Source organism: Schaalia odontolytica (genome assembly GCF_002847525.1).
In the GTDB taxonomy this organism is placed as follows: domain Bacteria; phylum Actinomycetota; class Actinomycetes; order Actinomycetales; family Actinomycetaceae; genus Pauljensenia; species Pauljensenia odontolytica_B.
Genome location: NZ_PKKM01000003.1, coordinates 142,198 through 167,163 on the forward strand (window position 1 = coordinate 142,198; position 24,966 = coordinate 167,163).

Below are 24,966 nucleotides of genomic sequence, written 5' to 3' on the forward strand. Positions count from 1 at the left end.
TGTGCCCCCGAGACGATTCGAACGTCCGACACCCGCTTTAGGAGAGCGGTGCTCTATCCCCTGAGCTACGAGGGCGTGACAAGTTGTCCGGGCCCACTGTAGCAAAGTGCGCGCACCGCTGCCCCCTCACCCGCGCTGCGGACGCGGGGTTCACAGGAGGCCACCCGCACAAGCGGGACGGACGAGGCCGGGGCACCCACGCGGGAACCCCGGCCTCGTGACCATCGACGGTTAGCGGCGCTCCCACTCGGTGTGCACCGCGGTTGTTCCTTCTCCCAGGTGGGCGGAGGGAACGATCATGACGGGGCAGGTCGAGTGTCCAAGCACCGTCTGAGAGGTCGATCCAAGCAGGACACCGGCGAGGCCGCCGCGCCCACGCGTGCCGACGACGACGAGGTCGACCGCGGTCGAGAACTCGATGAGCAGCGAGGCAGCAGAGCCGTCGAGGGCGTGGCGTGCAACGTGCACGTCGGCGCCGTCAAGGGCGGCCTTGATAGCCGCGTCCATCCCCTCACGCACCTGCGCGAGAAGTGCCGAGTGATCGACACCGGTCGGCGTCCACGTCATGACGGAAGGACCGACAGCGATCGGAACCGCGGACACCGCCGTGACACGAGCGTCCCACAGGCGAGCCTCGGAGATCGCACGCTTGAGCGCGCACGAGGGCTGATCGGTGCCGTCCACGCCGACGACGATGCGCTCGACCGGCGTGAACTTCTTGCCCGAGGTGTGGCGGGGAACCACGACAACCGGGCACTTCGAGTGCGCGGGCAGAGCCGACGAGACCGTACCGAGGAGACGATCAGCGAAGCCGCCGCCCCCGCGCGATCCGACGACGATCATGTCGACCTCTGCGGAGAAGTCAATGAGTACCCCCGCCGGGTCCCCGGGTTCGGTCGAGCCGGACACGTGCGTGGCGCCGCGCTCGCGAGCCAGGGCCTTGGCTTCCTCGACGACCTGTTCGGCGCCCGCCTTCAGGGCCTCGTCATCAAGGACGGCGTATCCGCCATCGAGGGCGGCAGCTGAGTAGGAGGCCAGCGCATATGTGCACAGGCAATGGATGCGCGCTCCGGTGCGCGCGCCGCGATCAGCGGCCCATTTGACGGCGGCAAGGCTCTCCGTCGAGCCATCGACACCGACCAGAATGACTTCGGTAGAACTCATGATGTCCTCCTCGTGGTGGCAGTCACTTATATTGTGCCGCATTTTGACGACCGGCGAAAGCCCAACCCGAGCACAAACAGCGATCCCCGCAGCCCATGCGGGCTGCGGGGATCGTCAGCTGTCTAACGTAGGCTCAGTAGCGCACGTAGGTAGCGCCAGCGCGGACCGGCGAAACCTGGGAGAGACGGCCGGGCACCGTGGCCTCGACCATCTGGCCGCCGCCGATGTAGATGGCGACGTGGCCGGGGTAGGACACGATGTCGCCGGGCTGCGGGTCGGACACGATGGTGCCACCAGCGGTCTGAGCGGACGAGGAGTGCGGCAGGTTAATGCCGGCAGCCGCGTACGCATACTTGACCAGGCCGGAGCAGTCGAGGCCCGCGAGGGACTCGCCACCGTAGACGTAGGGGATACCGGTCAGGCCGAGGGCGACGGAGACAATGTCGCCGCCAGCCGCGTTCAGGCTGGCCTGACGGGCAGAGGTGTCGGAGGTGGCGTCACCGCGGGACTCCGAGCGGGAAGCGGCGGAGTCGGACTGATCTGCCGCAGCGGTGGTAGCCGGAGCCGGGGTGGGCGCGGGGGCCTCGGCGGTGACGGACGCAGTGGCATCCTCTTCAGCGGTCCACGCAATGTCCGGAACCTCAACCGTGGTCACGTCATCAACGGCAACGGTCGTGGTGTTCAGATCCGCGCTCTGCGGCTCAGACTGGGGGGTGGCCGGGGCGGCGTTCGCAACGCCGGCGGCAATCGCGGTCAGCGCAACACCGGCTGCCGACGCGAAAGCGATCGGGCGAGCTGCGGCGGAGGCGTTGAGGCCCTCGACCATGGTGTCGGTCAGCGGGCGACGTGCCAGGCGGTGACGCGGAGCAGGCTTAATAGTCTTCACTCATGTTCTCCCTGTTTCCCTGCGAGGTTAGCTGTCGGGTTCGGACGGGAGGTCCGGCTCGGCGTGCGAGCTTCACCCCAAGGCTCAAGGAGCCAGATCTGGGTTCCCCGCGTGAGACGATTTTTCCGCTCCATCCGTCGTCTCACTTCGGGTTCCGAATGGGCGGGTGGTCTGATGACCGATAGCAACTATACCCTGACCATCCGGCCAATGTCACGTTCTGATAACAGTGACCTCCCTCATCGTTACCATTCCGTGACATTTGCACCCTGGGAACCCAGGAAAACTCACCTCTCACAGGCGGTTCGCAATTCGAGACACACTCCGCAGACGACAAAAGCCGGGGCTGTTTGCCCCGGCCTCGTCGTTTCTCAGCGCTCACTCACCCCGCACGAAAAGGTGCGCGGCCAGCGCCATCGGTATCGTCAGGTATCCGCGAACCTCGCCGGCCTCGTCGAGAGAGGCGACGCGCACGACGTCACCGTGTGCCGAGAGCCCCACGCGAGCGCCCGGACGCAGGCCCAGCTCATCGAAGGAGGCGAGCAGCTCGACATTCGCCTGAATCGGCTCGCCAATGCGCGCCAGCGTGAGGGCACCCGCCTCGAGCGAACGCACCGCCAGCTCGGCGGAATACGCACCCTCCAGCGGTGGGCAGCCAGGCATGGGATTGCCGTAGGGATCCACACAGGTATTGCTGAGCAGCGCCTGCAGGCGTGCCTCGACGGCATCGCTCATCACGTGCTCCCATCGGCACGCCTCGTCATGCACCTGCGCCCACTCCATGCCGATCACGTCGAGGAGGAGGCGCTCGGCCAGGCGATGCTTGCGCAGCACCTCGGTGGCGTGTGCGCGGCCAGTGTCAGTCAGCTCGAGGCGGCGATCCCCCATGACGTGCAGCAGCCCGTCGCGCTCCATGCGTGCGACCGTCTGCGAGACCGTCGGGCCGGAGTGCCCCAGGCGGTCGACGATGCGCGCACGCAGGGGGGTGACCCCGTCCTCCTCGAGCTCGAGAATGGTCTTGAGGTACATCTCGGTGGTGTCGATCAGGTCTGCCACGTCGGCCTCCTTCATCAGGCAGGTAATAAACACAGAATAGGGTCACCTTCCTTCCCACACACGCAACGACGCGTTGATGCCGAAAAACGGGCGTGTCCGCGTGTGCGCCCTCACGATAATTCGATTAATGAACGTGATGGAAATACCCAGCCCGAGGAGACTAGGCTGTTGCCATGGTGGCTTTCCCCGACATCCCCCAGGCCCTCCTCCCCACTGACGGACGCTTCGGCTGCGGCCCCTCCAAGGTGCGCGCCGCACAGATCGAGGCGCTCTCCTCCCCACTCCTCATGGGCACCTCCCACCGCGCCGCGCCCGTGCGAGACGTAGTCGCCTCGCTGAAGGACGGACTGCGCACCCTTCTGTCGGTCCCTAGCGACTACGAGGTCGTCCTGGGTAACGGCGGCGCCTCCGCTTTCTGGGACGTGGCCTGCGCGTGTCTTATCTCTTCGCGCGCGGCGTTCGGCTCCTGGGGCGCGTTCGGCGCGAAGTTCGCCTCCGAGGCCGCCCACGCACCTCACCTCACTGCCCCCCTCATTGACGAGGCCGCACACGGCTCTCTCATCACCGTGTCCCCACGTGAGACCGACGCAGGCGTCGACGTCTACGCCTACCCCCACAACGAGACCTCCACCGGCGTCACCTCCCCCGTCTACCGGGTCGAGGCGCCCGACGCGCTCACCCTCGTGGACGGCACGTCGATCGCGGGGGCTGCACCCGTCGACCTGACCCAGGTCGACGCCTACTACTTCTCCCTCCAAAAGGCCCTCGGGTCAGACGGCGGCCTGTGGGTCGCGATCCTCTCCCCCGCCGCAGTCGAGCGCGCCCGCCGCGTCGAGGAGAGCGCCGACGGGCGATGGGTCCCGCAGTTCCTCTCCCTGTCCGCAGCCATCGACAACTCGCGCAAGGACCAGACCCTCAACACTCCGGCAATCGCAACGATCGTGATGGCGGAGCGCCAGGTCCGCTGGCTCCTCGAGCGCGGCGGGATGGACGCGGTGAGCGCCCACTGCGCCCAGGCCTCGTCCCTCATCTACGGCTGGGCCGAAGCGAACCTGGCTGCGCGCCCCTTCGTGGTCAACCCGGCGTGGCGCTCCCCCGTGACCGCCACGATCGAGATCGACGAGGCCGCGAGCGCCTCCGAGCTGGCCGCGCACCTGCGCGCGAGGGGGATCGTCGACATCGGCGCCTACCGCGGCGTGGGCGCCAATCAGCTGCGCATCGGAACGTGGCCGAGCGTGGAGGTCGAGGACGTGGAGGCGCTCCTCGCATGCATCGACTACTGCCTGGAGCGCGTGCTCTAAGCTCCTCGCCGGGCGCCGATCAGAGCGGGTCAACCGAGCGGCGCGGCGCGTCCACGGAGGAATCCGCCTCGATGCCCACCCACGGGAACGAGCGGCGGCGCACGACGCGCCCCTTCCAGTGGATCATCGCCCACACTCCGCAGATAAGCGCGATGCCGAGGGAGGCGATGCCGCCGACCAGGATCGACCAGCGCGCGCCGAACGTCGTGCCCACCCATCCGATGAGCGGCGACCCGATCGGAGTCGCTCCAAGGAACACGAGGGAGTACAGGGCCATGACGCGCCCGCGCTTGTCGGGATCGGTGCGCGTCTGCACGAGCGCGTTCGCACTCGTATTCATCGTCAGCATGCCAAAGCCCGTGGGAATCGACAGGAGGGCAAACCACCAGTACGAGGGCGATAGACCCAGCAGAATCTCGGCGGTCCCGTAGAAGGCGGCACCCATGAGAATCGTGCGCAGACGAGGAGCGCGGCGCGCAGCTCCCGTGGAACCCAGGATCGACCCCACCGCCATGAACGTGGAGAGGATGCCGAAAGAGCCGGCGGCCTTGCCGAAAACGGTCGTCGCCATGAGGGCGCTCGTCATCTGGAAGTTCATGCCCAGGGCGCTCACGACGAAGATCAACGCCATGATGATGCGAATGTCGGTGCGGCTGTGCACGTACACCACGGACTCGCGCAGCTGGCCAGGGGCACGCGGGACGAGGGTGCGCGGATACAGCTGGTCACCGCGCATGAGGGCCAGCGCGATGACGGGGGCCATGAACATGACCGCGTCGATGAGGAACACTGGGCCGATCCCCCACCAGTCGATGAAGAAGCCCGCGGAGGCCGGGCCGATCAGGCGCGCAGTATGGAAGGCGGTGGCGTTCAGGGCCACAGCGTTCGCCATCTTCTCCTGGGGAACGAGCTCGCCCACAAAGGCCTGGCGCGCTGGGGTATCGACGGCGGAGATCGTCCCCGAGATGAGCGCCAGGATGTATTGATGCCAGAGCTCGCCCGTCCCCGTCAGGACGACGATGCCGATGATGAGGGACACGAGGCCGACGCCGAGCTGCGTGCACTGCAGGAGTCGGCGCCCCGGGATGCGGTCCGCGAGGACCCCCGCCCACGCGGAGAACAGGATAATAGGGAGGAACTGGAGGGCCGTCACGAGGCCAACCTGGGAGGCGTCGTGATCGGTGAGGACCGTCAGCACGTACCAGTCCTGGGCGACGCGCTGGAGCCACACGCCCGTGGACGCAATGAGGGAGGCGACGAACCAGTACCGGTAGTTCACGTAGCGCATGGATGCAAACGTTGCCGACATGCTGTTCCTCCCTCTCTCACTCCACACATCGAACGAGGCCGGGGCTGGCGGCGCCGACCGGCCCCCATCGGTGCACCCTCCCAGGATACGACCGCCCCGCCGGAGAAAGACTCCGGCGGGGCGGGAAGGGCGCGAAGGTGACGAATCAGCCGACGCCGAGGAGGCGCTGGATCGGGCCCATCAGGAAGTAGATGACGAACAGGCCGGACACCAGCCACATGAGCGGGTGAACCTTGGCGGCCTTGCCCTTGATGAGCTGGATGACCGCGTAGGTCACGAAGCCCACGCCGATGCCGACGGACACGGAGTAACCGAAGGGCATGAAGGCGATCGTCATGAAGGCGGGGATTGCGACCTCGTCAGACTTCCAGTCGATGCCTGTCACCTGAGTCATCATGAGGTAGCCGACGAACACGAGGGCCGTGGAGGCCGCCTCGGTCGGGACCAGCTCAACGAGGGGCGCCAGGAAGGTCGACAGCAGGAACAGGATGCCGGTGACCACGGAGGCCAGACCGGTACGAGCACCCTCGGCGACGCCCGAGGCGGACTCGACGTAGGAGGTGTTCGAGGAGACACCGCCGACGCCACCGGCCACCGCGGCCAGCGAGTCGATGATCAGGATCTGACGGGTCTTGGGCGGGTTGCCATCCTTGTCGAGCAGGTTACCCTCGGCGCCGACGGCCACCATGGTGCCCATCGTGTCGAAGAAGTCCGCGAGCATGAGCGAGAAGACCAGGAGGATCACGGAGACGACGCCGAGCTTGCCGAAGCCGCCGAAGAGGTCAACCTTGCCAAGCGTGTCGAACACGGGAACCGCGATCGGGGAGCCCTTGAGCTCGGGGACGGTCTGGCCCCAGCCGGTCGGGTTGGTCTCAGAGATACGATCGATGTGGGCGAATGCCTGAACGATGACAGCGAGGATCGTGGAGGCGATGATCGAGATCAGAACCGCGCCCTTCACCTTACGCACGTAGAGGATCATCATAAGGAACAGGCCGAACACAAAGACGAGGGCCGGCCAGCCGTCGAGCGAGCCCGAGATGCCGAACTGGACGGGGGTCGCGCCGGTGCGCACGATGCCCGCGTTCACGAGACCGATGAGGGCCACGAAGAGGCCCAGGCCCACCGTGATGGCGGTCTTGAGAGCGGCGGGAACCGCACGGAAAACGGCCTCACGGAAGCCCGTGAGAACGAGCAGGAAGATGAGGATACCTTCCCAGGCGATGATACCCATGGCCTCGCCGTAGCTCAGGCCGGCGCCGAGGACGAGGGTGAAGGCGACGACCGCGTTGAGGCCAAGGCCTGCGGCGAGCGCCAGCGGGTAGTTCGCGACAACGCCCATGAGGATCGTCATGATGCCCGCGACGAGCGCGGTACCAGCGGCGATGCCCTGGGTCGTAATGGAGCCATCTTCGGGAACGGCGTTGCCCAGGATCGCCGGGTTGACGACCAGGATGTACGCCATCGCGAAGAAGGTGACAATTCCACCGCGGATTTCGTGACTAATAGTCGAGCCGCGCTTGGAGATCTGGAAGAACGAATCAAGTGACTGTGTGAAGCCGCCGTGGGATGGGGCGGTTTTTTCTTGTGTGCTCACCGGATAATCGTGCCTGTTCGGCCGCCCGCATGCAAACATAGTCGCCATATGCCCACTTGCTGAGAAAGCACCCAAGACTCAGTCTCGGATGCTTTCTGTCAGTTCGTGGCGGAACGATACGTCAGCCTGCCTGTTCGGAGCCCTCCGAGGCCTCGGCCTTGTCGACCTCATCCGTCTGGGGTTCTTCCTTCTTCGCCTCGCTCGACGCGCGCGGCATCGGCTCGGCGTCAAGCGCCCCCTCATTGACGCGCGACGGACGCACCGGCCACGCCGTGCCGTTCTTGGGCACGTCGGTCTCCGAGTGCGAGCCACACGTGTGGTCCAATGACACGACAGCACCATCGTCGGTCGCCCATTCGTTCGCACACACGCCAAACATGGTGCGCATGCCGCCGCTCATCTTCATGAGAAAACCGCACGACGAGCAGGTGTTACGCGGACGGCGACCGGACTTGGGCCCGCGGTCGGACTCGTACCAGCGCTTGGCCGCCTGATCGATACCCTCCTGCGACAACACGCGCGGGCGCCCCAGGCCGAGCTCGCGCACGACCGGCAGATCGGGGTCCTCACTCGTGTCCTCGAAGCCCTGCTCGAGGCGTTCATCGTCCGCCTTGTAGGGCAGGACATCGTCTCGAGAAATATCCGAGGGACGCAGGCGTTCTTCCCACGGCACCCACTCCGGAGCCAACAGCGCACCCTCACGGGGAGTCATGTCGACCTCACAGACGGTGGCGACCCGCCCGCGCGGCACGCGGGCAACGGTCACCGCCCAGCACCATCCCACGTAACCCGCGTCGGTCGACGCGAAGTAGTGGGTGGCCAGACGCTCCGAGACCATCTCGAAGCCGACGTGCTCGCCGACGGGGCGCGGGTATGCCACGGCCTCGGCGCCAGCGCGCGCAACGTCGACGGCGTCCTCGAGGACGGCGTCCTTTTTCACTGCCCGAACACGGGCCTGAGTCTTAGGCATCAAATTCCTCTGCGACGGCGCGCAGCACCTTCGCGATCTTGGTCGCGTTGTCCGGGTACGATCCGCGACGCAGGGCGGCGCTCGACGAGTCAAGGAGCTTGATCAGGTCCTCGACGACGGGCACCATCGCCTGCGGCTTGCGGCGCTTGGCTCGGGCAACGGAAGCTGTCTCCTTGAGGAAACGCACGCTGAGTGCCTGCGGTCCCTTCCGTCCGTCAGCAACCGAATACTCCACACGCGCACCCACTCGGGGGCTGGGGTGGTCGGCCGGAAGCGCGGACGAGTGGAGGAAGACATCGGCCCCGTCGTCTCCTGCAATGAAGCCGAAACCGCGATCAGCGTCGAAGAACCTCACTTTACCGGTGGGCATGGTCCCCTCCTTCTATCAATAGTCTGAGAGCCCAATGGACTCCCCCTATCATAGGGCGCTCTTCCGATGTGCGCGGGAGGCGAGCCGACGCCTGTAGCGAACAGCACCGCGCACCCCAAGCTCGAGTAACTTTCACGTAGACTGACCCCACGGGAACAATCACGCTACGCAGTTTTCATCACACACTCGACAGAAACGAGTGGCGTGCTGTATGTTCATCTGTTCGCCACTTCGCAGGAGGATCCAGTGTCACGATTCCGCCGCTTCAGCCTCGTCGCTGTTCTCACAGCGATGCTGCTCGCGCTTGGCCTGCCGACGTTTGCAGCGTCGCCGGTCACGGTCAGCGGCTCCGTCACCGACCCTTCGGAGTGGCTGGAGAGCTCCGACCGTGAGTCCGTCGAAGAGGCCGCCCGCAAGGCCGCCGCTTCGGGAGTCAACATTTCCTTCGTTTTCGTCGATGATCTCTCGGGCGACAGCGGCAGCCAGTGGTGCCAAAGCGCCCTGCAGAATTCTTCCCTCGGATTCTCTGACATCATCTACTTCATCGCTTACACGGAGAGGGTCGACGGTGCATGCACCAACGATCCTCAGGTGCAGTCTCGCCTCGCCACCGCTATGGCCGCAGCCGAAAAACGCTTCAATTCCAATCCTCTAGAGTCGCGCGACGCTGCGATTGGGGCGGCCACCTTCGCACAGACACTGACCGCGAATGTGGCTTCAAGCACGCCTTCCGCATCCTCCCAACCCACCAGGAGTTCCTCGTCTTCTTCGTCGACCAACAGGACGAACCTCTACATTCTGTCCTCGCTCTTCCTCGGCGGCATTGCCCTGATCGGCATCACCGTCGCCGCCTCCTCGCGCCGCAGCAAGAAGAGCGCGGCGCACGCGATGGCCATCGACACAGTCGCCGCCGAGAAGGCCGTCCAGGAAGCCAATCGCCAGCTGCTCGCCGCCGACGAGCAGGTGCGCACCGCGACCGACGAGCTGAACTTCGCACGCGCCCAGTTCGGCTTGACCTCAACGGACGAATTCGCCCGGGCGATCGAGAATGCGAAGGCAACCGTCACGCGCTGCTTCGATCTTCAGGGGCGTATGAACGACGCGACAGCCACGACCGAGCGCCTGGAGCTCGCGAAGAAGCTCATGCGTGACCTGGGCGCAAACCTGAACCCGCTCAGCCAGATCCAGGCCGCTTTCGCCACCAAGCGCGCGGAGGAGGCGACGCTGCCCGAACGCATCCGCGAGGCACGCGAGCGCCTCGCGGAGGAACTCACCGACCTCGAGCGCGCAAAGGCCGAGCTGACCACCATCGCTGGCATCTACCCCGCGCAGATGCTTGCCTCCCTCCAGGACAACCCCGAGCAGGCGGCCGCCCTGCTGACCTCGGCGCGCTCCGCCCTCGATACCGCCGACGAGGTGGTGGACACGGACCGCACCCGCGCGGCCAGCGCCCTCGACACCGCACACCGCGCCCTGACGATGGCCAACCACCAGACGGACGCGATCTTCACCGCCAAGTCCGACCTCGACGCGATCCGCGACCGCCTGGCCGCCGCCATCGGTTCGATTTCGGCGGACCTGTCGGATGTCGAGCGCCTCGACACCGATCCCGCAACCTTCAACCCTCTCGTCGCCGACGCGCGCGCCGCGATCTCCGAGGCGCAGGCTGCCCTGGCAAACAACGGCGACCCACTCGCTGCGCTCGAGCACCTGCGCAGTGCCGAGGCGACCATCGATGCCGCGCTCGCGCCCCTGCGCACCAACCAGGAGGCCCGCGACAAGGCCTTCTCCGCCGCGAAGAGCCAGATCGCCCTCGCGGAATCCGCGGTCGGTCAGGCACAGCGCTACGTCCAGGGGCGCCGAGGCGCCATCGACCTGCAGGTGCGCGGCACGCTCAACAACGCCGAGCAGGCGCTGCGCGCGGCGCACGACTCCCTCGACAAGGACCCTCAGGCAGCCGCCACTCACGCGGCCAACGCCCGCGCGTTCGCCGACCGCGTCATGGCTACTCCCATTCAGCCGGCTACCGGCAGCTGGGGAAGCGGAACGAGCAACAACGGTTCCTTCACCGGATCCTCACTCGGCGACTTCCTCCTGTGGTCCACGCTCTTCTCACAGTCTGGCCCCGGCTACCAGGGCCGACGCGACCGCGACTATGACCGCTTCGATCATTTCGATCGCGGCTCTCGCTCCTCCGGCTCCGGCTGGTCCTTCGTCTCCGGTTCAGGCTCGAACTGGGGCGGCGGCTTCGGCGGTTCCTCCGTCTCCGGTTCTGGCTCGAACTGGGGCGGCGGCTTCGGCGGTTCCTCCGTCTCTGGCAGCTTCTGACTGTGTGACCCGCAGCGAGCGTTTATTAGTTCCCGACGAACAGGAGGGTAACGTGTCACGGATCCGACGCCTCGGACTCGTCGCCGTCATGGCGGTAGCACTGCTGGTCGGCGGCGCGCCCGCGTTCGCGACCGAGCCGCTCACTACGAGCGGACACGTCACCGACCCCGACTCTTTCCTGAGTGACGAGCAACGCGCAACGATCGAATCTCCCGCGCAGGCGTTCTACACCACGTACAACACGATCATCGACGTCGTCGTGGTCCCCAACTTCTCGGGTCAGAAACCGTCCGCTTGGTGCGAGGCTACCCTCAAGCAATCGCGCACAGCCGACAAGGGCATCCTCTACGTTGTCTCCTACGAGGATGGCACGGATGCGTTCTGCACGGACGCGCAAATGGCTCGCAAGATGTCGGATTACAGCACCAGGATAACGATGGACAGCGCGCTCAGTGCCGCCCATCGCAAGTACAAAACAACGCCATTGCCCCCCGAAGAGGCAGCGGCAGGTGCCGAAGCCTTCATTCGCGACCTGCGCAGCTCATATGACTTCAGCGCGGATATAGCTGCCAGCTACCGCAAGAGCCAGGAACAAGAGAAAAAGGCGAGGGAAGAAAGAGAGAAGGAAGAAAAGAAGAGGAAGCGTGGCGCTAACATCCTCATATCTGCGGTCATTGTGATCGCCATTGTCTCCAACGTGTGGGTGTGGGTGCGGAAATTGAACGGAGACGACGAACCCACTACTGAGACCACGTATCGCACCCCAGAGGCCGAGGAATACACCCCGATCGTGGACACCGTGCGGCGCGACGCCCTGAGGGCCGCTACGGAGGCCAGGCGGCGCCTCTCGGAGGCCGAGGAGCAGGTGCGCGGCGCGGAAGAGGACTGGAACTACGCTCGCGCCCAGTTCGGTAGCGCTGCGACCGAACAGTTCGGGCGCCGCCTCGAGGCAGCAAAGGATGCGATTGCACGGGGCTTCGACACCTACGAACAGATAGAGCGCACACCAGACGCTCATGCTAAGCGACGCCTCGCCTCGACAATCACGGCGGATCTCGACAAGAACCTTCCGCCGCTCCAGGATGCTCGCCAGGAGTTCGCCGCACAGAGCGAGAAGCGGCTATCGCTCCCTGCCCAGGTCGCCGATGCCCGTGAGCGCCTCGTCGAGGAACTCGCTGACCTGGAGCGCGCGAAGGAAGAGCTGACGAGCATCGCGGGCCTCTATCCCGATTCCATGCTCGCTTCCCTCCAGGACAATCCGGAACGCGCCGCTGCGTTGCTTGAGTCCGCTCGTGCGGCGTTGGAGACGGCCAAGGCACATCTCGACACCGATCCCACCCGCACCGCCTCCGCACTGGACACCGCTCAGCGCGCGCTGTCGATGGCAAACGCACAGACGGACGCCATCTTCTCCGCCAAGACCGATCTCGATACATTCCGTGAGAAGCTCGCCGCTTCCATCGGATCGGTATCTCAAGCCCTGTCGGATGCGAAGCGCCTCGATTCCGCCGCCGCTCCCTTCGGCCCCCTTCTGGACGAGGCAGAGGCTGCCATCGCCTGCGGCCAGCGTGCGCTGGTCAGCGACGAGGATCCCCTCGGCGCGCTCGAGAACCTTCGCGATGTGGAGCTCCGGCTGGAGGCGGTGCTCGCCCCTCTGACGACTCAGGATGGCGCGCAGCGCAGGGCACGAGAGACTGCGGAGCGCGACATCCGCAATGCCGATGCTGCCCTGACCCGGGCTCGCGAGCACTTGAACAGGTACGAAGGGTCGGCTCTGTTCGACGTCAACAAGCTGATGCGCGAAGCCGAGCAAGCAGTGACCGCGGCACGCGAAGCCCTCGACGAAGATCCCCTGCAGGCAAGCGCAGCAGCTTCGCGGGCCACGACGCTCACCCAGCGCGCGCTTGCAGCACCGGGATGGCGATAGAGGAGGTTGACGAGGTTTCATCACCGCGCGACGCTGACAATCATGACCACGTCGCCCATGACCCCCACCGGGCATCGGCTCACGCCCGGCTGATTTCCACCCGCACCCAACCATCACGTAGACTGGTCCCACACCAAGACAATGTGACTCAAAATACATTAGATCGAGGGTACAACGCCTCGCAATGATGTATCTTGATCTGTTCGCCACTAACCGAGGAGGATCACATGCCACGGATTCGAGACTCTCGAACACGTGCGTGCTCTGGCAGCCAGGCCAGACACCACGCTCGGTCCGCCTCGCTCCTCGTGGCACCACCCGGGAAACACGCACTCAGCGTGATGACAATCCACTCCCCCGCATACACTGATCCGACAACCGGTTCGGGCGACTCGTAGCCCACCCACCAATCGCGCGAGGCCTCATCTCGCTCACAACCCGCGCGCACGCGCACCAACCAAAACCGCGCAGATGCGCACCACCTCAAAGGAGAACATCATGGCCGAAAAGCAGACGATCATGGGCCGCATCGCCCAGCTCGCCAAGGCGAACATCAACGCGCTCCTCGACAAGGCCGAGGACCCGGAGAAGATGATCGATCAGCTGATCCGTGACTACACCAACTCGATCGTCGAGGCCGAGAACGCGATCGCTCAGACCCTGGGCAACCTGCGCATGGCCGAGAAGGACTACGAGGAGGACGTCAAGGCCGCTGCCGACTGGGGCCAGAAGGCTGCCGCCGCCTCCGCCAAGGCCGAGTCCCTGCGCGCCGCCGGCGACGAGGCAGGTGCCACGAAGTGGGACGACCTGGCCAAGGTCGCCCTCGGCAAGCAGATTCAGTTCGAGAACGAGATCAAGGCCGAGGAGCCCACGCTCCAGGCCCAGCGTGACGTGGCCGATCGCCTCAAGCGTGGCCTCGCACAGATGAAGGACAAGCTCGCTGAGCTCAAGACCCGCCGCGACCAGCTGATCGCCCGCGAGAAGACCGCCAAGGCCCAGGCCCAGGTCACGGACGCCCTCTCCTCCATCAACATCCTGGATCCCACGAGCGAGCTCGGCCGCTTCGAGGACCGCGTGCGCCGCCAGGAGGCCCTCGCTCAGGGCAAGATCGAGCTGGCCGCCTCCTCCCTGGATTCCCAGTTCGCGGAGCTCGAGACCGACTCCTCGCAGATCGAGATCGAGGCTCGCCTGGCCGCCCTCAAGGGCAACAACACCCAGGCGTGAGCGCCGCGGCGTACGCCGCACCCATACATAGGCCGGGCGGCCCCTTGCGGGGCCGCCCGGTTCGTCATGTCGGCAGCAACACGTCCGCTCGCGGACGCGGGGCCAGGGTTTACAGGAAGGCCATCGGGTCGAAGTCGTCGATGTCGATGATGTGGAGCCTGGGCAGGCGAACCTGGAAGGCGTGCACGTCGTATTCGAGGTCGATGATTTCCAAGCCTCGTTCCTCCAGCTCGTGGAGCTGGGAGGAGAGGAATTCCTTGAAGCACATGACCGCGACGCGGCGGCCCTGGTCGAGGAGGGTCTCGATCTGGGGCAGGAAGTCGGCGTCATGGCTGGCCAGGATGACGTCACCCTTGCCAAGATCAGCGATCGCATCCATCGTGCGCTGCAGACCCACATCGACGACCTTCATGTCGGCGGGTCCTGACAGGGGGATGACCGAGTAGTCCATGGCCGTGAGCGCCTGAACGAAGCCCATCGGCAGGAAGCCGGACGAACCGTTGAGGAAGAACAGGCCCTTGGCCTTCTGACCCCAGCGGCCGTGCGCGCTCTCGAGGACACGATCCCAGCGGGGGCGCTCCTCGGGATTCGGGCGACGATCAAGGACAGAAAGGCCCAGCGTCGCGTCAATATTCTCGCCATCTACGACGAGGTATGTCGTTTGATTATTAGGATTTTCCATGGAATTAGAGTAACCGACGATTGTCTCTACCTATGCGGCCTTGAGTCCTATGTACAACCAGATAGAGCGAGGCCGGGACTGCTCAGCGCAGCCCCGGCCTCGTCAATTTCAAGGGGTGACAATCACTTCACGTCGTCGTCAACCCAGTCGAGCGTCCGCGTCACGGCCTTCTTCCACAGGCGGTAGGTGCGGTCGCGCTCGGCCGGCTCCATGGAGGGCGTCCAGCGCTTGCCTTCCTGCCAGTTGGCTACGACATCGTCGGTGCCCGACCAGTAGCCCACGGCCATACCGGCGGCGTAGGCGGCACCCAGGGCGGTCGTCTCGATAACCTTCGGGCGAACGACGTCGACGCCGCACAGGTCGGCCTGGAACTGCATGACCAGGTCGTCGTGCGTCATGCCGCCGTCAACCTTGAGCTCCTTGAGCGGCACACCAGCGTCGGCGTTCATCGCGTCGAGGACCTCGGCGCTCTGGAACGCGGTCGACTCCTCGACGGCGCGGGCGATGTGGCCCTTGTTGACGTAACGGGTCAGGCCCACGATCGCGCCGCGGGCGTCCGAACGCCAGTAGGGGGCGAACAGGCCGGAGAAGGCGGGGACGAAGTAGACGCCGCCGTTGTCCTCAACCGTGCTGGCCAGCTCACCGATGTCCGACGACTTGACGATCATGCCCAGGTTGTCGCGCAGCCACTGGACCAGCGAACCGGCGACGGCGATCGAACCCTCGAGGGCGTAGACGGCCGGCTGGTCGCCGATCTTGTAGGCCACCGTGGTGAGCAGGCCATTGTCGGAGAAGACGGGCTCGGTGCCGGTGTTCATGAGCATGAAGCAGCCGGTGCCGTAGGTGTTCTTCGCCATGCCCTTCTCGAAACAGGCCTGGCCGAAGGTGGCCGCCTGCTGATCGCCGAGAATACCGGCGATCGGGGTGTCGATGAGCAGACCGTTCTTGCGGCCGTAGCCGTAGATCTCGGAGGAGGACTTGATCTCGGGGAGCATCGACATGGGGATGCCGAAGATCTCGCAGACGTCCTCACGCCACTGCAGCGTGCGGATATCCATGAGCATGGTGCGCGAGGCGTTGGTGACGTCGGTGCAGTGAACGCCGCCGTTGATGCCGCCCGTCAGGTTCCACAGGACCCAGCAGTCGGTGTTGCCGAAGAGCAGGTCGCCAGCCTCGGCGCGCTCACGGGCACCCTCGACATTGTCGAGGATCCACTTGATCTTGGAGCCGGAGAAGTAGGGGGACAGACCGAGGCCACAGATCTGGCGGAAGCGGTCTGGGCCTTCGTCACCCTCGAGTTCCTTCACGATGTCGGAGGTGCGCATGTCCTGCCAGACGATCGCGTTGTAGACGGGCTCGCCGGTGTTCTTATCCCACACGACGGTGGTCTCACGCTGGTTGGTGATACCGACGGCGGCAAGGTTGTGGCGGTTGATCTCCGCCTTCTGCAGAGCCTCGGCGACGACGGTGCGAGTGGTCTCCCAGATTTCTATGGGGTTGTGCTCGACCCAGCCCGGGTTCGGGAAGATCTGGGTGAATTCCTTCTGTCCGACGGAGACGATCTCGCCGGAGTGGTTGAAGATGATCGCACGGGTCGAGGTGGTGCCCTGATCGATGGCGAGAACGAACTTTTCGGTGGTCATGAGTGTCCTTTCGGAGGCGTTATCACGTCGTTGTGTGTGCCGCGTCGATCCACCTGCGCGGCGGGCGGGACTTCGCAGTCCCACAAAATGTCACCCCGGCGGCGGGGTATGACGCGGGCGAGGCCGCGGTGGCCTCGCCCGCGCACTCACTCTCAGGCGAGGGTGAGGAAGTAGAGAACGGTGCCGACGATGGCGCCGACGATCGGGCCGACGACGGGGACCCAGGAGTAGCCCCAGTCGGAGCCGCCCTTGCCCTTGATTGGCAGGATCGCGTGGGCGATACGGGGGGCGAGGTCACGGGCCGGGTTGATGGCGTATCCGGTGGGGCCACCGAGCGAGTTACCGATGACGACGATGATGAGCGCGACGCCGAGCGGACCGACCGCAGTCTCGGTGTGACCGGATACGAAGACCCACAGGACGAGCACGGCAGTGCCGATGGCCTCAGTGAGGCAGTTCCAACCGTAGGAGCGGATCTCGGGGCCGGTGGAGAAGACGCCGAGCTTGAGGGCGGGGTCGCAGTCCTCGTCGAAGTGCTTCTTGAAGGTCAGCCAGCACAGAACGGCGCCGACGAAGGCACCGAGGAACTGAGCAACGATGTAGACGAGGATGTTGGTCGCGTTGACCGCGACGCCGGGGGCGAGCTCAACAGAGGAGTCGAAGGCGTGGCCGACAGCCTTGGCGATCGTCACCGCGGGGTTCAGGTGACCGCCGGAGCGGAACGCGACGTAGACGCCGGCGAAGACCGCGAGGCCCCATCCCCAGTTGATGACCAGCCAGCCGCCACCCTTGCCCTTGGACTTGGGCAGCAGGTTCGTGGCGACGACGCCGCCACCGAGGAGCAGCAGCACGGCCGTGCCGAGGAATTCGGACCAGAACAGCTGGGCCGTGGTGAAAGCAGCCGTGTCAGCGGCTGCCGGGAGCAGTGTTGTGAGCATGTTTCCCTATCTTTCTCCAGCGCGTCGTCGCGCCGGTCACCGGTGGCTTCCCACCGCGAATAATGTGCCATCGAACACTATCAACTGAGATAGCGATCCGTGGGTCACACCAAGTATGTCACCTGTTGCACGTTAGCCCAAACTGAGTGCACATTCGTGCACACCCAGGTGTGTGACCCTGACCATCTGACGAAGCCTAATCTACTCACCCGGGCACAGAAGTCAATGTTCAAACACACACATCTGCACGCTTGTGCATGGCACACTAGAAAACGTGACAATACGTGACGAACAGGCGCATGAGGCCGCCTCGATGTACTACCTCCAGGGGCAGACGATGGAGACAATCGCCCGCCACCTGCAGATATCACGCTCCTCGGTCTCACGGCTTCTCGCCCACGCGCGGGAGGTCGGCCTGGTGCGCATCTCGGTGTCCGCCTCCCCCGGGCTCAAAGGCACCCTCGCTGGCCAGATCGCCGACCTGTTCGGCGTCCAGGTCTCCGTCGTTCCCGTTCACGACGTCCACACCGAGGTCAATCGCCTGCACAACGTTGCCCTCGTCGCTGCCGAACACCTCGTCGACATGCTCTTCCCCGGCGTCACTCTCGGCATTGCCTGGGGAAACACGACCGCGGAGGTCACGCGAGCGATGCCGCACGTGACGTTCCCCGGCTCCACCGTCGTCCAGCTCAACGGCGCAGCCACAGCCACCGAGTCAGGCATGCCCTACGCCGAGGCCATCATCGCCCGCGCTGCCAAGGCCATCGGCGGGCGCATCGTCAACTTCCCTGTCCCCGCCTTCTTCGATTACGCGGACACCAAGGAGGCGCTCTGGCGCGAACGCTCCGTCCAGTCGGTCCTCAACACGATCGACAGCGCAGACGTCGCCCTCTTCGGCGTGGGATCGATGTCCGCACGTCTGCCCTCCCACGTCTACTCGGGGGGCTTCCTCGACCCCAACGAGATCGCGGCGGCACAGAACGACGGGGTCGTCGGCGACGTGTGCACCGTCCTCATCCGCGAGGACGGCTCCACGAACATGCACCTCAACGAGCGCGCCTCGGGCCCGAGCCCGGCCACGCTCAAGAAGATCCCACGGCGCCTGTGCGTCGTCTCCGGCGCATCGAAGGCGTTGCCGCTCCTCGGGGCCCTGCGCGCCGGGGTCGCCACCGACCTCGTCCTCGACGACGGGGCCGCGCACGAACTCCTCGACCTCGTTCACACGCGCATGTCGCCCCGACGCTCCTATATCTAACCCACGCAGGGTACGGAAATACAACGAAGGGCCCCAGCCTCGTCCATGAAGGAAACGAGGCCGGGGCCCTCTCGACATGTCGATCAGCCCAGGCGCTTGACCAGCGGGAACGGAATCGTCTCGCGGATGCCCTGGCCGGTGAGGACCATGAGCAGGCGGTCGATGCCCATGCCCATACCGCCGCACGGCGGGAAGCCCTGCTCCATGGCAATGAGGAAGTCCTCGTCCATAACCATGGCCTCGGGGTCGCCGTTGGCAGCCGCGAGGGCCTGCGCCTCGAAGCGCTCGCGCTGGACGACCGGGTCGGCCAGCTCGGAGTATGCGGTGCCCGTCTCGAAGCCGCGCACATACAGGTCCCACTTTTCGGTGAGGCCGGGGCGCGAACGGTGGTAGCGGGTCAGCGGAGAGGTGTCCTCCGGGAAGTCGTAGACGAAGGTCGGCGCCCACAGCTTGGAGGCGACGAGCTCCTCGAAGATGTCTTCGACGATCTTGCCGGACACGGCGTAGTCGTCGACCTCCAGGCCGATGCGCTCCGCGTACTTGACGAGGGTCTCGCGCGGCGTCTCCACCGTGACCTCTTCGCCCAGGGCCTCGGAGGTGGAGCCGTACAGGTCGATGCGATCCCACTCGCCCGACAGGTCGTACTCGGTGCCGTCGGCCAGGCGCACGATTTCCTCGCCCTCGGACAGATCGAAGGCGTCGCGCGCGGCCTGCTGGATGAGGTCGCGGGTCAGCTCAGCCATGCCGTTGTAGTCCGAGTAGGCCTCGTAGGCCTCCAGGGAGGTGAACTCGGGGCTGTGCGAGGAATCCATGCCCTCGTTGCGGAAGTTGCGGTTCATCTCGAAGACGCGATCCACGCCGCCGACGACCGCGCGCTTGAGGTAGATCTCCGTCGCGATGCGCAGGTAGAGATCGGTGTCGAGCGCGTTCATGTGCGTCGTGAAGGGGCGGGCAGCCGCGCCGCCGTGGATCATCTGCAGCATCGGTGTCTCGAGCTCGATGTAGTCGCGGCGGAAGAAGTTCTCGCGGATCGAGCGGTTGACGGCTGCGCGGATGCGGACCATGTCGCGCGCGGCGGGGCGCGTGATCAGGTCGAGCTCGCGGCGGCGGATGCGCTGGTCCTCGGACAGGGTGATCTCTTCGCCGTCCTCGGTGGTCCAGGTCTTGGGCAGGGGGCGGATCGCCTTGGAGGCGATGGCCCAGGAGGCGTCGGGAGCGGGCAGCGCGGTGGGCGCGGCGTCGTAGGCGGCCTGCGCCTCGGGCGTGACCTCGGCGGGGGTCGCGAAGATCGACAGCTCGCCACGGCGCGAGGAGATCACGCGGCCGTGGACGAAGAGGTGATCGCCCAGGTCGACGTCGTTCTTGTAGGCGGCCAGGGACTCGGCGCCGACGGAGGCGGCCGAGAGCATGACCTGGATCTTGTTGCCCTCACCGTCCATGAGGGTCGCGAAGCAGAGCTTGCCGCCGTTGCGCGCGAGGATAACGCGGCCCGCCAGGCCCACGTAGTCCTCGGTTTCTTCGCCGGCCTCAAGGTGGGCGTACTTCTCACGCACCGCCTTGATGGTGGTCGTGATCGGCAGGCGCACGGGGTAGGCGGGGATGCCGGCCTCCATGAGGCGCGCGCGCTTGGCCGCGCGAACCTTGACCTGCTCGGGGGTGTCGTCTGCGGGTGCTTGCGTGGGCGTGGAAGAAGAATCGGTCATGCGCCTATCGTACCGGGATTTGGCCCCGTGACGAGGCAGGGGCCCGGTTGGGCTCCTCACGCACCCGGGAGGTCGGCCGCGTAGGGTGCCGACGAGGATCCGCCGATCCCCTGCGTGGAGTGTGCGGCAGCCGCACAGGCGAGGGCGAGCGCCTCGGGCCACGACATGCGGCGCGCTTGGCGCGCCCAGGCCAGCGCAGCCGAAAAGACGTCCCCCGCACCCGTCGTATCCACCGCGTTCACCGCGGGCGCTGGCACGCGCAGGATCCGTCCATCGACGCATGCAACCACGCCGTTCTTGCCGCAGGTGACCACGCAATCACAGCCAAACGACGCGAACCACCGCGCGGCGTCCTCCACGCTGTCGGTGCGCGCGTAGGCGAGCGCCTCCTCCTCGTTGGGCGTGCACACGTCAGCCACGCGCAAGGCCTCCAGGCCCACCGGATCCCAGGCCCCGGCCTCGTCCCAGGCCGTGTCCGCCAGCACCCAGGTCCCGCGCTCGCGCCAGGAGGACACGACCTCACTGTTCGCGCTGATTCCCCGCACGTCCGCGAGCAGGCACGCCGGCGCGTCGCCTCCCAAGCGGGGCAGCGCGGTCGTCCCGCGCGTGGTCATTGCCCGATCGCCGTCGAAAAAGAGGGAGACAGTGACGTTTTGATCGCCCACGCGCTCACACGAGGAGGTGTCCACGCCCTCGCACGCGAGCATCTCGTCCACGAACTGACCCATCTGATCGACGCCCACTCGAGAGTGCAGGCGCACGGGCGCGCCCAGACGAGCAAGCGCAATCGCCTGATTCGCCGCGCCGCCCGCGCACATGAGAGCTCCCTCCACCCAGGCCTCGCGGCCGGGAACCGGAGGCCCGTCGAGGGGCCCCATGACGACGTCAAGGAACGTCGGACCGTACACCGCGAACTGAGATGCGGCGGGTACTTGAGATGCCACGGGTCCTCCTAGACGTGAGCGCGACTACAATATGTCACTGAGCCACCACTATACGTATCCAGAGAGGATGCCCGCCATGCAGCTCACCATCGTCGGAGGAGGGGGCTTCCGGGTCCCCGCGATGATCGACGTCTTGGCCCGCTCACGGGCGGGGCAGGGAGCCTACGCATCCCTCGACGTCGACCGCGTCGTCCTGTACGACACCGACGTACGCAGGCTCGACGCGATGATGGCCGTACTGTCCTCGCTGAATTTCCCGCACTCCCCCACCGTCCGCGCGACGACGGACATCAACGAGGCGCTTCCCGGAGCCGACTTCGTCTTCTCCGCGATGCGCGTGGGCGGCACCTGCGGACGGGTCCTCGACGAACACTGCGGCCTCGACAACGGCTTGTTGGGGCAGGAGACCGTTGGCGTGGGCGGCTACTGCTACGCGTTCCGCTCGCTCGGACCGGCACTCGAGCTGGCCCGGGCCGCGGCACGCCTGTGCCCGAACGCCTGGCTCATCAACTTCACGAACCCGGCCGGGATCATCACCCAAGCGATGCGTTCCGTGCTCGGTGAGCGCGTCATCGGCATCTGCGACACCCCCATCGGGCTCGTCAACCGGACGCTGAACGCCCTGGGCGTTCCCGAGGAGGAGCGCACCGACGTGTCCTTCGACTACGTGGGCCTCAACCACCTCGGCTGGCTGCGCTCGCTCTCAGTCGACGGCCGCGACATCCTCCCGCGCCTCTTCGCCGACGACTTGGCCTTGGCCTCCATGGAAGAATCGCGCGCCATCGGGACGGACTGGATTCGCGCGCTGGGCGCCCTGCCCAACGAATACCTCTTCTACTACTACTGCCACCGCGAAGCCATGGCCCGCATCCACCAGGACCAAACACGCGGCGAGTACCTGCGCGATCAGCAGGAAGCCTTCTACAACGCCGTCCTCGCGGGCCCCGAGCAGGCGGGACGGACGTGGATCGATGCGCTCGCCGACCGGGAGGCGACCTACATGGCCGAGGCCCGCGACGTCGACGAGCGTTCCGGCAGGCGCGCCGAAGACATCGCGGGCGGCGGCTACCAGAAGGTGGCCCTCGACCTCATGAACGCGCTCGCTACGAATACTCCTGCGCGCATGATCCTCAACGTCGGTAACGGCGACGGCGGATTCTCCTCGATTCCGACGCTGCGCGACACGGACGTCGTCGAGGTTCCCTGCGACGTCGACGCCTCCGGCGTGCATCCAATTCCGGTTGCGCCCTTGAGCGGCGCGGCCCTCGGCCTCGTCCAATCCGTGAAGGCCTGTGAGAACCTCGTCATCGACGCCGCCCGCGAGCGCGACCGCAACCTCGCGTGGCAAGCGCTGGCGCTGCACCCCCTGGTCGACTCGGTCAACGTCGCGCGCGACGTGCTCGACCAGGCGATCCGCACAAACCCGCTGGTCGCGGCAGCCTTCGACTGAGGGGCGCCCGTCCCGCGCTGCGCGCCGTCTTCCCGGCGCCCGTCAACGCACTGTGCCCCTGCCTCGTACGGACGAGGCGGGGGCACAGTCTGGCAAACAGGCCGACTACCGGGTCATCACCCGCGGGTGTCCCAGCGGAAGAATTCTTCTCCCCCTGCGTAGCCGTGGGGGTGCCCCACGTCGCGGGTACCCTGTCGGATCCATGACTCCATCCGGTCGAGGTCGTCGAATTGGGTGGCGTGCTCGCGAACCGCCCTGACTTTGGCCTCGACGTCTGCCTGGTCCAGCTCGACAACATGGTTCGTCGACGGGCCACCTTGGAACCACACCTCTTCGACGACGTGGGGGTCCAGGCCCTCGTCGAGCAGCTCGGGGAACGCGAAGGGGTTACGCGCGGCCGGGTAGACGGCGTCCGTGACCGCGGCGCCCACGGCCCGGTGGTCCGGGTGATTGGCGTAGATGGACGACCAGTTGTATTCGGGTGAGAGGGTGAGGATCAGGTTCGGCTTCACGCGCCGAATGAGGGCGACGATATCGCGCACGAGGCCGTGGGATGGGATCACCATGCCGTCGGGGTAGCCGTCGAAGAAGACGAGTTCCGTCACGCCCAGTTGCTCGCACGCGCGGCGCTGTTCATCGCGACGAAACTCCCCCATCTGCTGATGCAGATCCTGGTCGGAACCTCCCGCATCACCGTCTGTGACGACTGCGACGACGACCCTCGATCCTTCGCGCACGAAGCGAGCGAGTGTCCCGCCCGCATCCACGTCCGCATCATCGGGGTGAGCGTAAATGCCCAGCACGGTATCCATTCGCGTTCTCCTTAGTGAGGCGCCGGCGAGAACCTGTCCCGCCGGCACCTATCGCAAATCTGTGACGACTACTGATCAATCGCCGCGTTGGCGGCGTCCTGAGCAGCCTGGACGCCCTCATGCACGCCGGTGCGTCCCAGGAAAACCTCCTTGAGCACGCCGTTGTACGCGTCCATTGCCGCGCCCAGCTTCGCACCGAAGGGAGCCATGATCGTGCCCGAAGGAGTCTTCGCCATCACCGAAGTGTCGACGCCCTTGTCCGACCAGTACGCGGTCCACGTCGCCTGGGCCTGCTCGTTCGCAGGGAAGCCGGCGCCCGTCTTGCCCAGTGCGGCACCGCCGTCCTTACCAGCCAGCCACGCCAGCAGCTTGTGCTGAGCCTCGGGGTTCGCACTCGCCGTCGAACCGGCGGCGACGACGGAGTTACCGACCGTCACGGCACCGGCGGGACCCTTCGGCTGGGGAGCCAGGCCCCACTCGAAGGACGCGCCCTCGGCCACGTTCGCCAGGTTGTAGGAACCGGACTGGAACAGAGCGATCTTGCCCTGCAGGAACTGGTCGCGGCTGAAGTCGCCGTTGTCGTTCGTGTCGGCCGCCGAGGGGGCCACGTGCTCCTTGTTGATCAGGTCCACCAGGTAGCCGACCGCGGCGTCGCCCTCGGGGCTCGCAAACGTAAAGTGCCCACTCTCGTCCTGCAGGGTGGCGCCGGCCGAGCCCAGGTACGGAATGAACATCGCCTGGCCATCCAGCGCGGCGTTGTATCCGTACTGGACGATGTGGTCCGCGTCGAAGGCGGGGTCAGCCGCGTTGCGGCCCGACGAGTCCAGCGTCAGCTTGCGGGTGATCTCCCGCAGAGAGTCGGTGGAGGCGCTCGGGTCCCACGACAGGTTCTGCAGGTCCTCGATGCTCACACCGGCCGCGTCCAGCAGCGACTTGTTGTAGTACACCGCGATCGACGGGTCAGTGAGGACCGGGACGCCGTAGAGCTTTCCATCAACCGTGTACTGATCGATGGCGCCCTGAAGCCAGCCGTCGCGCTCGGAGGCGGGGAACTCCTCGTCAATGTTGACGATCTTGCCGCCGCGGGCGTACTCGGTGTAGTTGTTCGTGTTGGACCAGAAGACATCCGGTCCGGTGCCCGCGGCGAGCTCAGAACGCAGGCCCGTGAAGTAGTCCGACCACGGGACGACCTCGACGTTGACCGTGATCCCCGTTTCCTCGGTGAACGCGGGGAGCGCCGCCTCGTATGCCTGGGCAGCCTGATCATCCCACAGACGCAGGGTCAGGGACGTGCCCGCCTCGCTCGACGCGCTGCCACCCTGCGAGCAGGCGGCCATCAGCATCGACGCGGCACCAATCAGAGCGGTAGCGGTAATAAAACGCCTTTTCATGAAGACCTCCAGTTGT

Annotated in this window: 20 protein-coding genes, 1 tRNA gene and 1 riboswitch; of the genes, 6 read left to right on the forward strand and 15 right to left on the reverse strand. The window is 66.0% G+C overall.

Annotated features, from left to right (window positions below; genetic code table 11):
- Positions 1-2: 2 nt before the first annotated feature.
- The 4 genes from CYJ22_RS02810 to CYJ22_RS02825 form a co-directional block, all read right to left on the reverse strand.
- A tRNA-Arg gene (locus tag CYJ22_RS02810) sits at positions 3-75 on the reverse strand.
- 156 nt (positions 76-231) lie between these two features.
- Positions 232-1,164: a universal stress protein gene (locus CYJ22_RS02815; protein WP_101600902.1), complete on the reverse strand. Its 933-nt coding sequence runs from the start codon at positions 1,162-1,164 to the stop codon at positions 232-234.
- Positions 1,165-1,297: 133 nt separating this feature from the next.
- The gene (locus CYJ22_RS02820) at positions 1,298-2,050 is read right to left on the reverse strand and encodes a C40 family peptidase (protein WP_243390440.1); all 753 of its coding nucleotides are present in this window, start codon (positions 2,048-2,050) and stop codon (positions 1,298-1,300) included.
- 2 nt (positions 2,051-2,052) lie between these two features.
- Positions 2,053-2,178, reverse strand: a riboswitch (cyclic di-AMP (ydaO/yuaA leader).
- 250 nt (positions 2,179-2,428) lie between these two features.
- Positions 2,429-3,106, reverse strand: a complete 678-nt coding sequence (locus tag CYJ22_RS02825) for a metal-dependent transcriptional regulator (protein WP_101601022.1) — start codon at positions 3,104-3,106, stop codon at positions 2,429-2,431.
- A gap of 173 nt (positions 3,107-3,279) precedes the next feature.
- On the opposite strand from CYJ22_RS02825, the gene serC reads away from it, so the two are divergent.
- Complete coding sequence (serC, locus tag CYJ22_RS02830; RefSeq protein ID WP_101600904.1) at positions 3,280-4,407, forward strand: phosphoserine transaminase; 1,128 nt, start codon at positions 3,280-3,282, stop codon at positions 4,405-4,407.
- A gap of 19 nt (positions 4,408-4,426) precedes the next feature.
- Here the strand turns inward: serC and CYJ22_RS02835 are convergent, their stop codons facing one another.
- The 4 genes from CYJ22_RS02835 to CYJ22_RS02850 all read right to left on the reverse strand — a co-directional run bounded on the left by CYJ22_RS02835 (position 4,427) and on the right by CYJ22_RS02850 (position 8,653).
- Positions 4,427-5,716, reverse strand: coding sequence for an MFS transporter (locus CYJ22_RS02835; RefSeq protein ID WP_101600906.1), 1,290 nt, complete (start codon positions 5,714-5,716; stop codon positions 4,427-4,429).
- Between the two features lie 145 nt (positions 5,717-5,861).
- A complete protein-coding gene (locus CYJ22_RS02840; RefSeq protein WP_101600909.1) occupies positions 5,862-7,313 on the reverse strand; it encodes an NCS2 family permease in 1,452 nt (483 codons plus the stop codon).
- A gap of 121 nt (positions 7,314-7,434) precedes the next feature.
- Entirely contained in the window at positions 7,435-8,283 is an 849-nt protein-coding gene (locus CYJ22_RS02845) for a DUF3027 domain-containing protein (protein WP_101600911.1), read from the reverse strand.
- On the reverse strand, positions 8,276-8,653 hold the full coding sequence (locus CYJ22_RS02850) for a cold-shock protein (RefSeq protein WP_034496650.1): 378 nt from the start codon (positions 8,651-8,653) through the stop codon (positions 8,276-8,278). Before CYJ22_RS02850 ends, CYJ22_RS02845 begins: the two co-directional genes overlap by 8 nt.
- Positions 8,654-8,899: 246 nt before the next feature.
- Here CYJ22_RS02850 and CYJ22_RS02855 point away from each other — a divergent pair, with 246 nt between their 5' ends.
- From CYJ22_RS02855 to CYJ22_RS02865, 3 genes are all read left to right on the forward strand, one after another.
- Positions 8,900-10,981: a TPM domain-containing protein gene (locus tag CYJ22_RS02855; protein ID WP_207760496.1), complete on the forward strand. Its 2,082-nt coding sequence runs from the start codon at positions 8,900-8,902 to the stop codon at positions 10,979-10,981.
- Between the two features lie 52 nt (positions 10,982-11,033).
- Positions 11,034-12,908, forward strand: coding sequence for a TPM domain-containing protein (locus CYJ22_RS02860; RefSeq protein ID WP_007588998.1), 1,875 nt, complete (start codon positions 11,034-11,036; stop codon positions 12,906-12,908).
- Positions 12,909-13,406: 498 nt separating this feature from the next.
- Positions 13,407-14,132, forward strand: a complete 726-nt coding sequence (locus tag CYJ22_RS02865; protein WP_101600916.1) for a PspA/IM30 family protein — start codon at positions 13,407-13,409, stop codon at positions 14,130-14,132.
- 109 nt (positions 14,133-14,241) lie between these two features.
- Here CYJ22_RS02865 and CYJ22_RS02870 read toward each other — a convergent pair whose 3' ends face one another.
- From CYJ22_RS02870 to CYJ22_RS02880, 3 genes are all read right to left on the reverse strand, one after another.
- Positions 14,242-14,814, reverse strand: a complete 573-nt coding sequence (locus CYJ22_RS02870; RefSeq protein ID WP_101600919.1) for an NYN domain-containing protein — start codon at positions 14,812-14,814, stop codon at positions 14,242-14,244.
- A 122-nt stretch (positions 14,815-14,936) separates the two neighbouring features.
- Complete coding sequence (glpK, locus tag CYJ22_RS02875) at positions 14,937-16,457, reverse strand: glycerol kinase GlpK (protein WP_101600922.1); 1,521 nt, start codon at positions 16,455-16,457, stop codon at positions 14,937-14,939.
- Positions 16,458-16,609: 152 nt separating this feature from the next.
- On the reverse strand, positions 16,610-17,395 hold the full coding sequence (locus CYJ22_RS02880) for an MIP/aquaporin family protein (RefSeq protein WP_007589703.1): 786 nt from the start codon (positions 17,393-17,395) through the stop codon (positions 16,610-16,612).
- Positions 17,396-17,708: 313 nt separating this feature from the next.
- Between CYJ22_RS02880 and CYJ22_RS02885 the strand changes: the two genes are divergently transcribed.
- Positions 17,709-18,650, forward strand: coding sequence for a sugar-binding transcriptional regulator (locus tag CYJ22_RS02885; RefSeq protein WP_101600925.1), 942 nt, complete (start codon positions 17,709-17,711; stop codon positions 18,648-18,650).
- An 83-nt stretch (positions 18,651-18,733) separates the two neighbouring features.
- Here CYJ22_RS02885 and CYJ22_RS02890 read toward each other — a convergent pair whose 3' ends face one another.
- Positions 18,734-20,353 carry a lysine--tRNA ligase gene (locus CYJ22_RS02890; RefSeq protein WP_101600928.1) on the reverse strand — a complete coding sequence of 540 codons (1,620 nt, stop codon included), beginning with the start codon at positions 20,351-20,353 and terminating at the stop codon, positions 18,734-18,736.
- Between the two features lie 56 nt (positions 20,354-20,409).
- The gene (locus CYJ22_RS02895; protein WP_101600931.1) at positions 20,410-21,297 is read right to left on the reverse strand and encodes a carbohydrate kinase family protein; all 888 of its coding nucleotides are present in this window, start codon (positions 21,295-21,297) and stop codon (positions 20,410-20,412) included.
- Between the two features lie 76 nt (positions 21,298-21,373).
- Here CYJ22_RS02895 and CYJ22_RS02900 point away from each other — a divergent pair, with 76 nt between their 5' ends.
- Complete coding sequence (locus tag CYJ22_RS02900) at positions 21,374-22,747, forward strand: 6-phospho-beta-glucosidase (RefSeq protein ID WP_207760497.1); 1,374 nt, start codon at positions 21,374-21,376, stop codon at positions 22,745-22,747.
- A 116-nt stretch (positions 22,748-22,863) separates the two neighbouring features.
- Here CYJ22_RS02900 and CYJ22_RS02905 read toward each other — a convergent pair whose 3' ends face one another.
- Together CYJ22_RS02905 and CYJ22_RS02910 are read right to left on the reverse strand one after the other, a co-directional pair.
- Positions 22,864-23,559: a PIG-L deacetylase family protein gene (locus tag CYJ22_RS02905; protein ID WP_101600937.1), complete on the reverse strand. Its 696-nt coding sequence runs from the start codon at positions 23,557-23,559 to the stop codon at positions 22,864-22,866.
- A 68-nt stretch (positions 23,560-23,627) separates the two neighbouring features.
- Entirely contained in the window at positions 23,628-24,950 is a 1,323-nt protein-coding gene (locus CYJ22_RS02910) for an ABC transporter substrate-binding protein (protein ID WP_101600939.1), read from the reverse strand.
- Positions 24,951-24,966 lie beyond the last annotated feature (16 nt).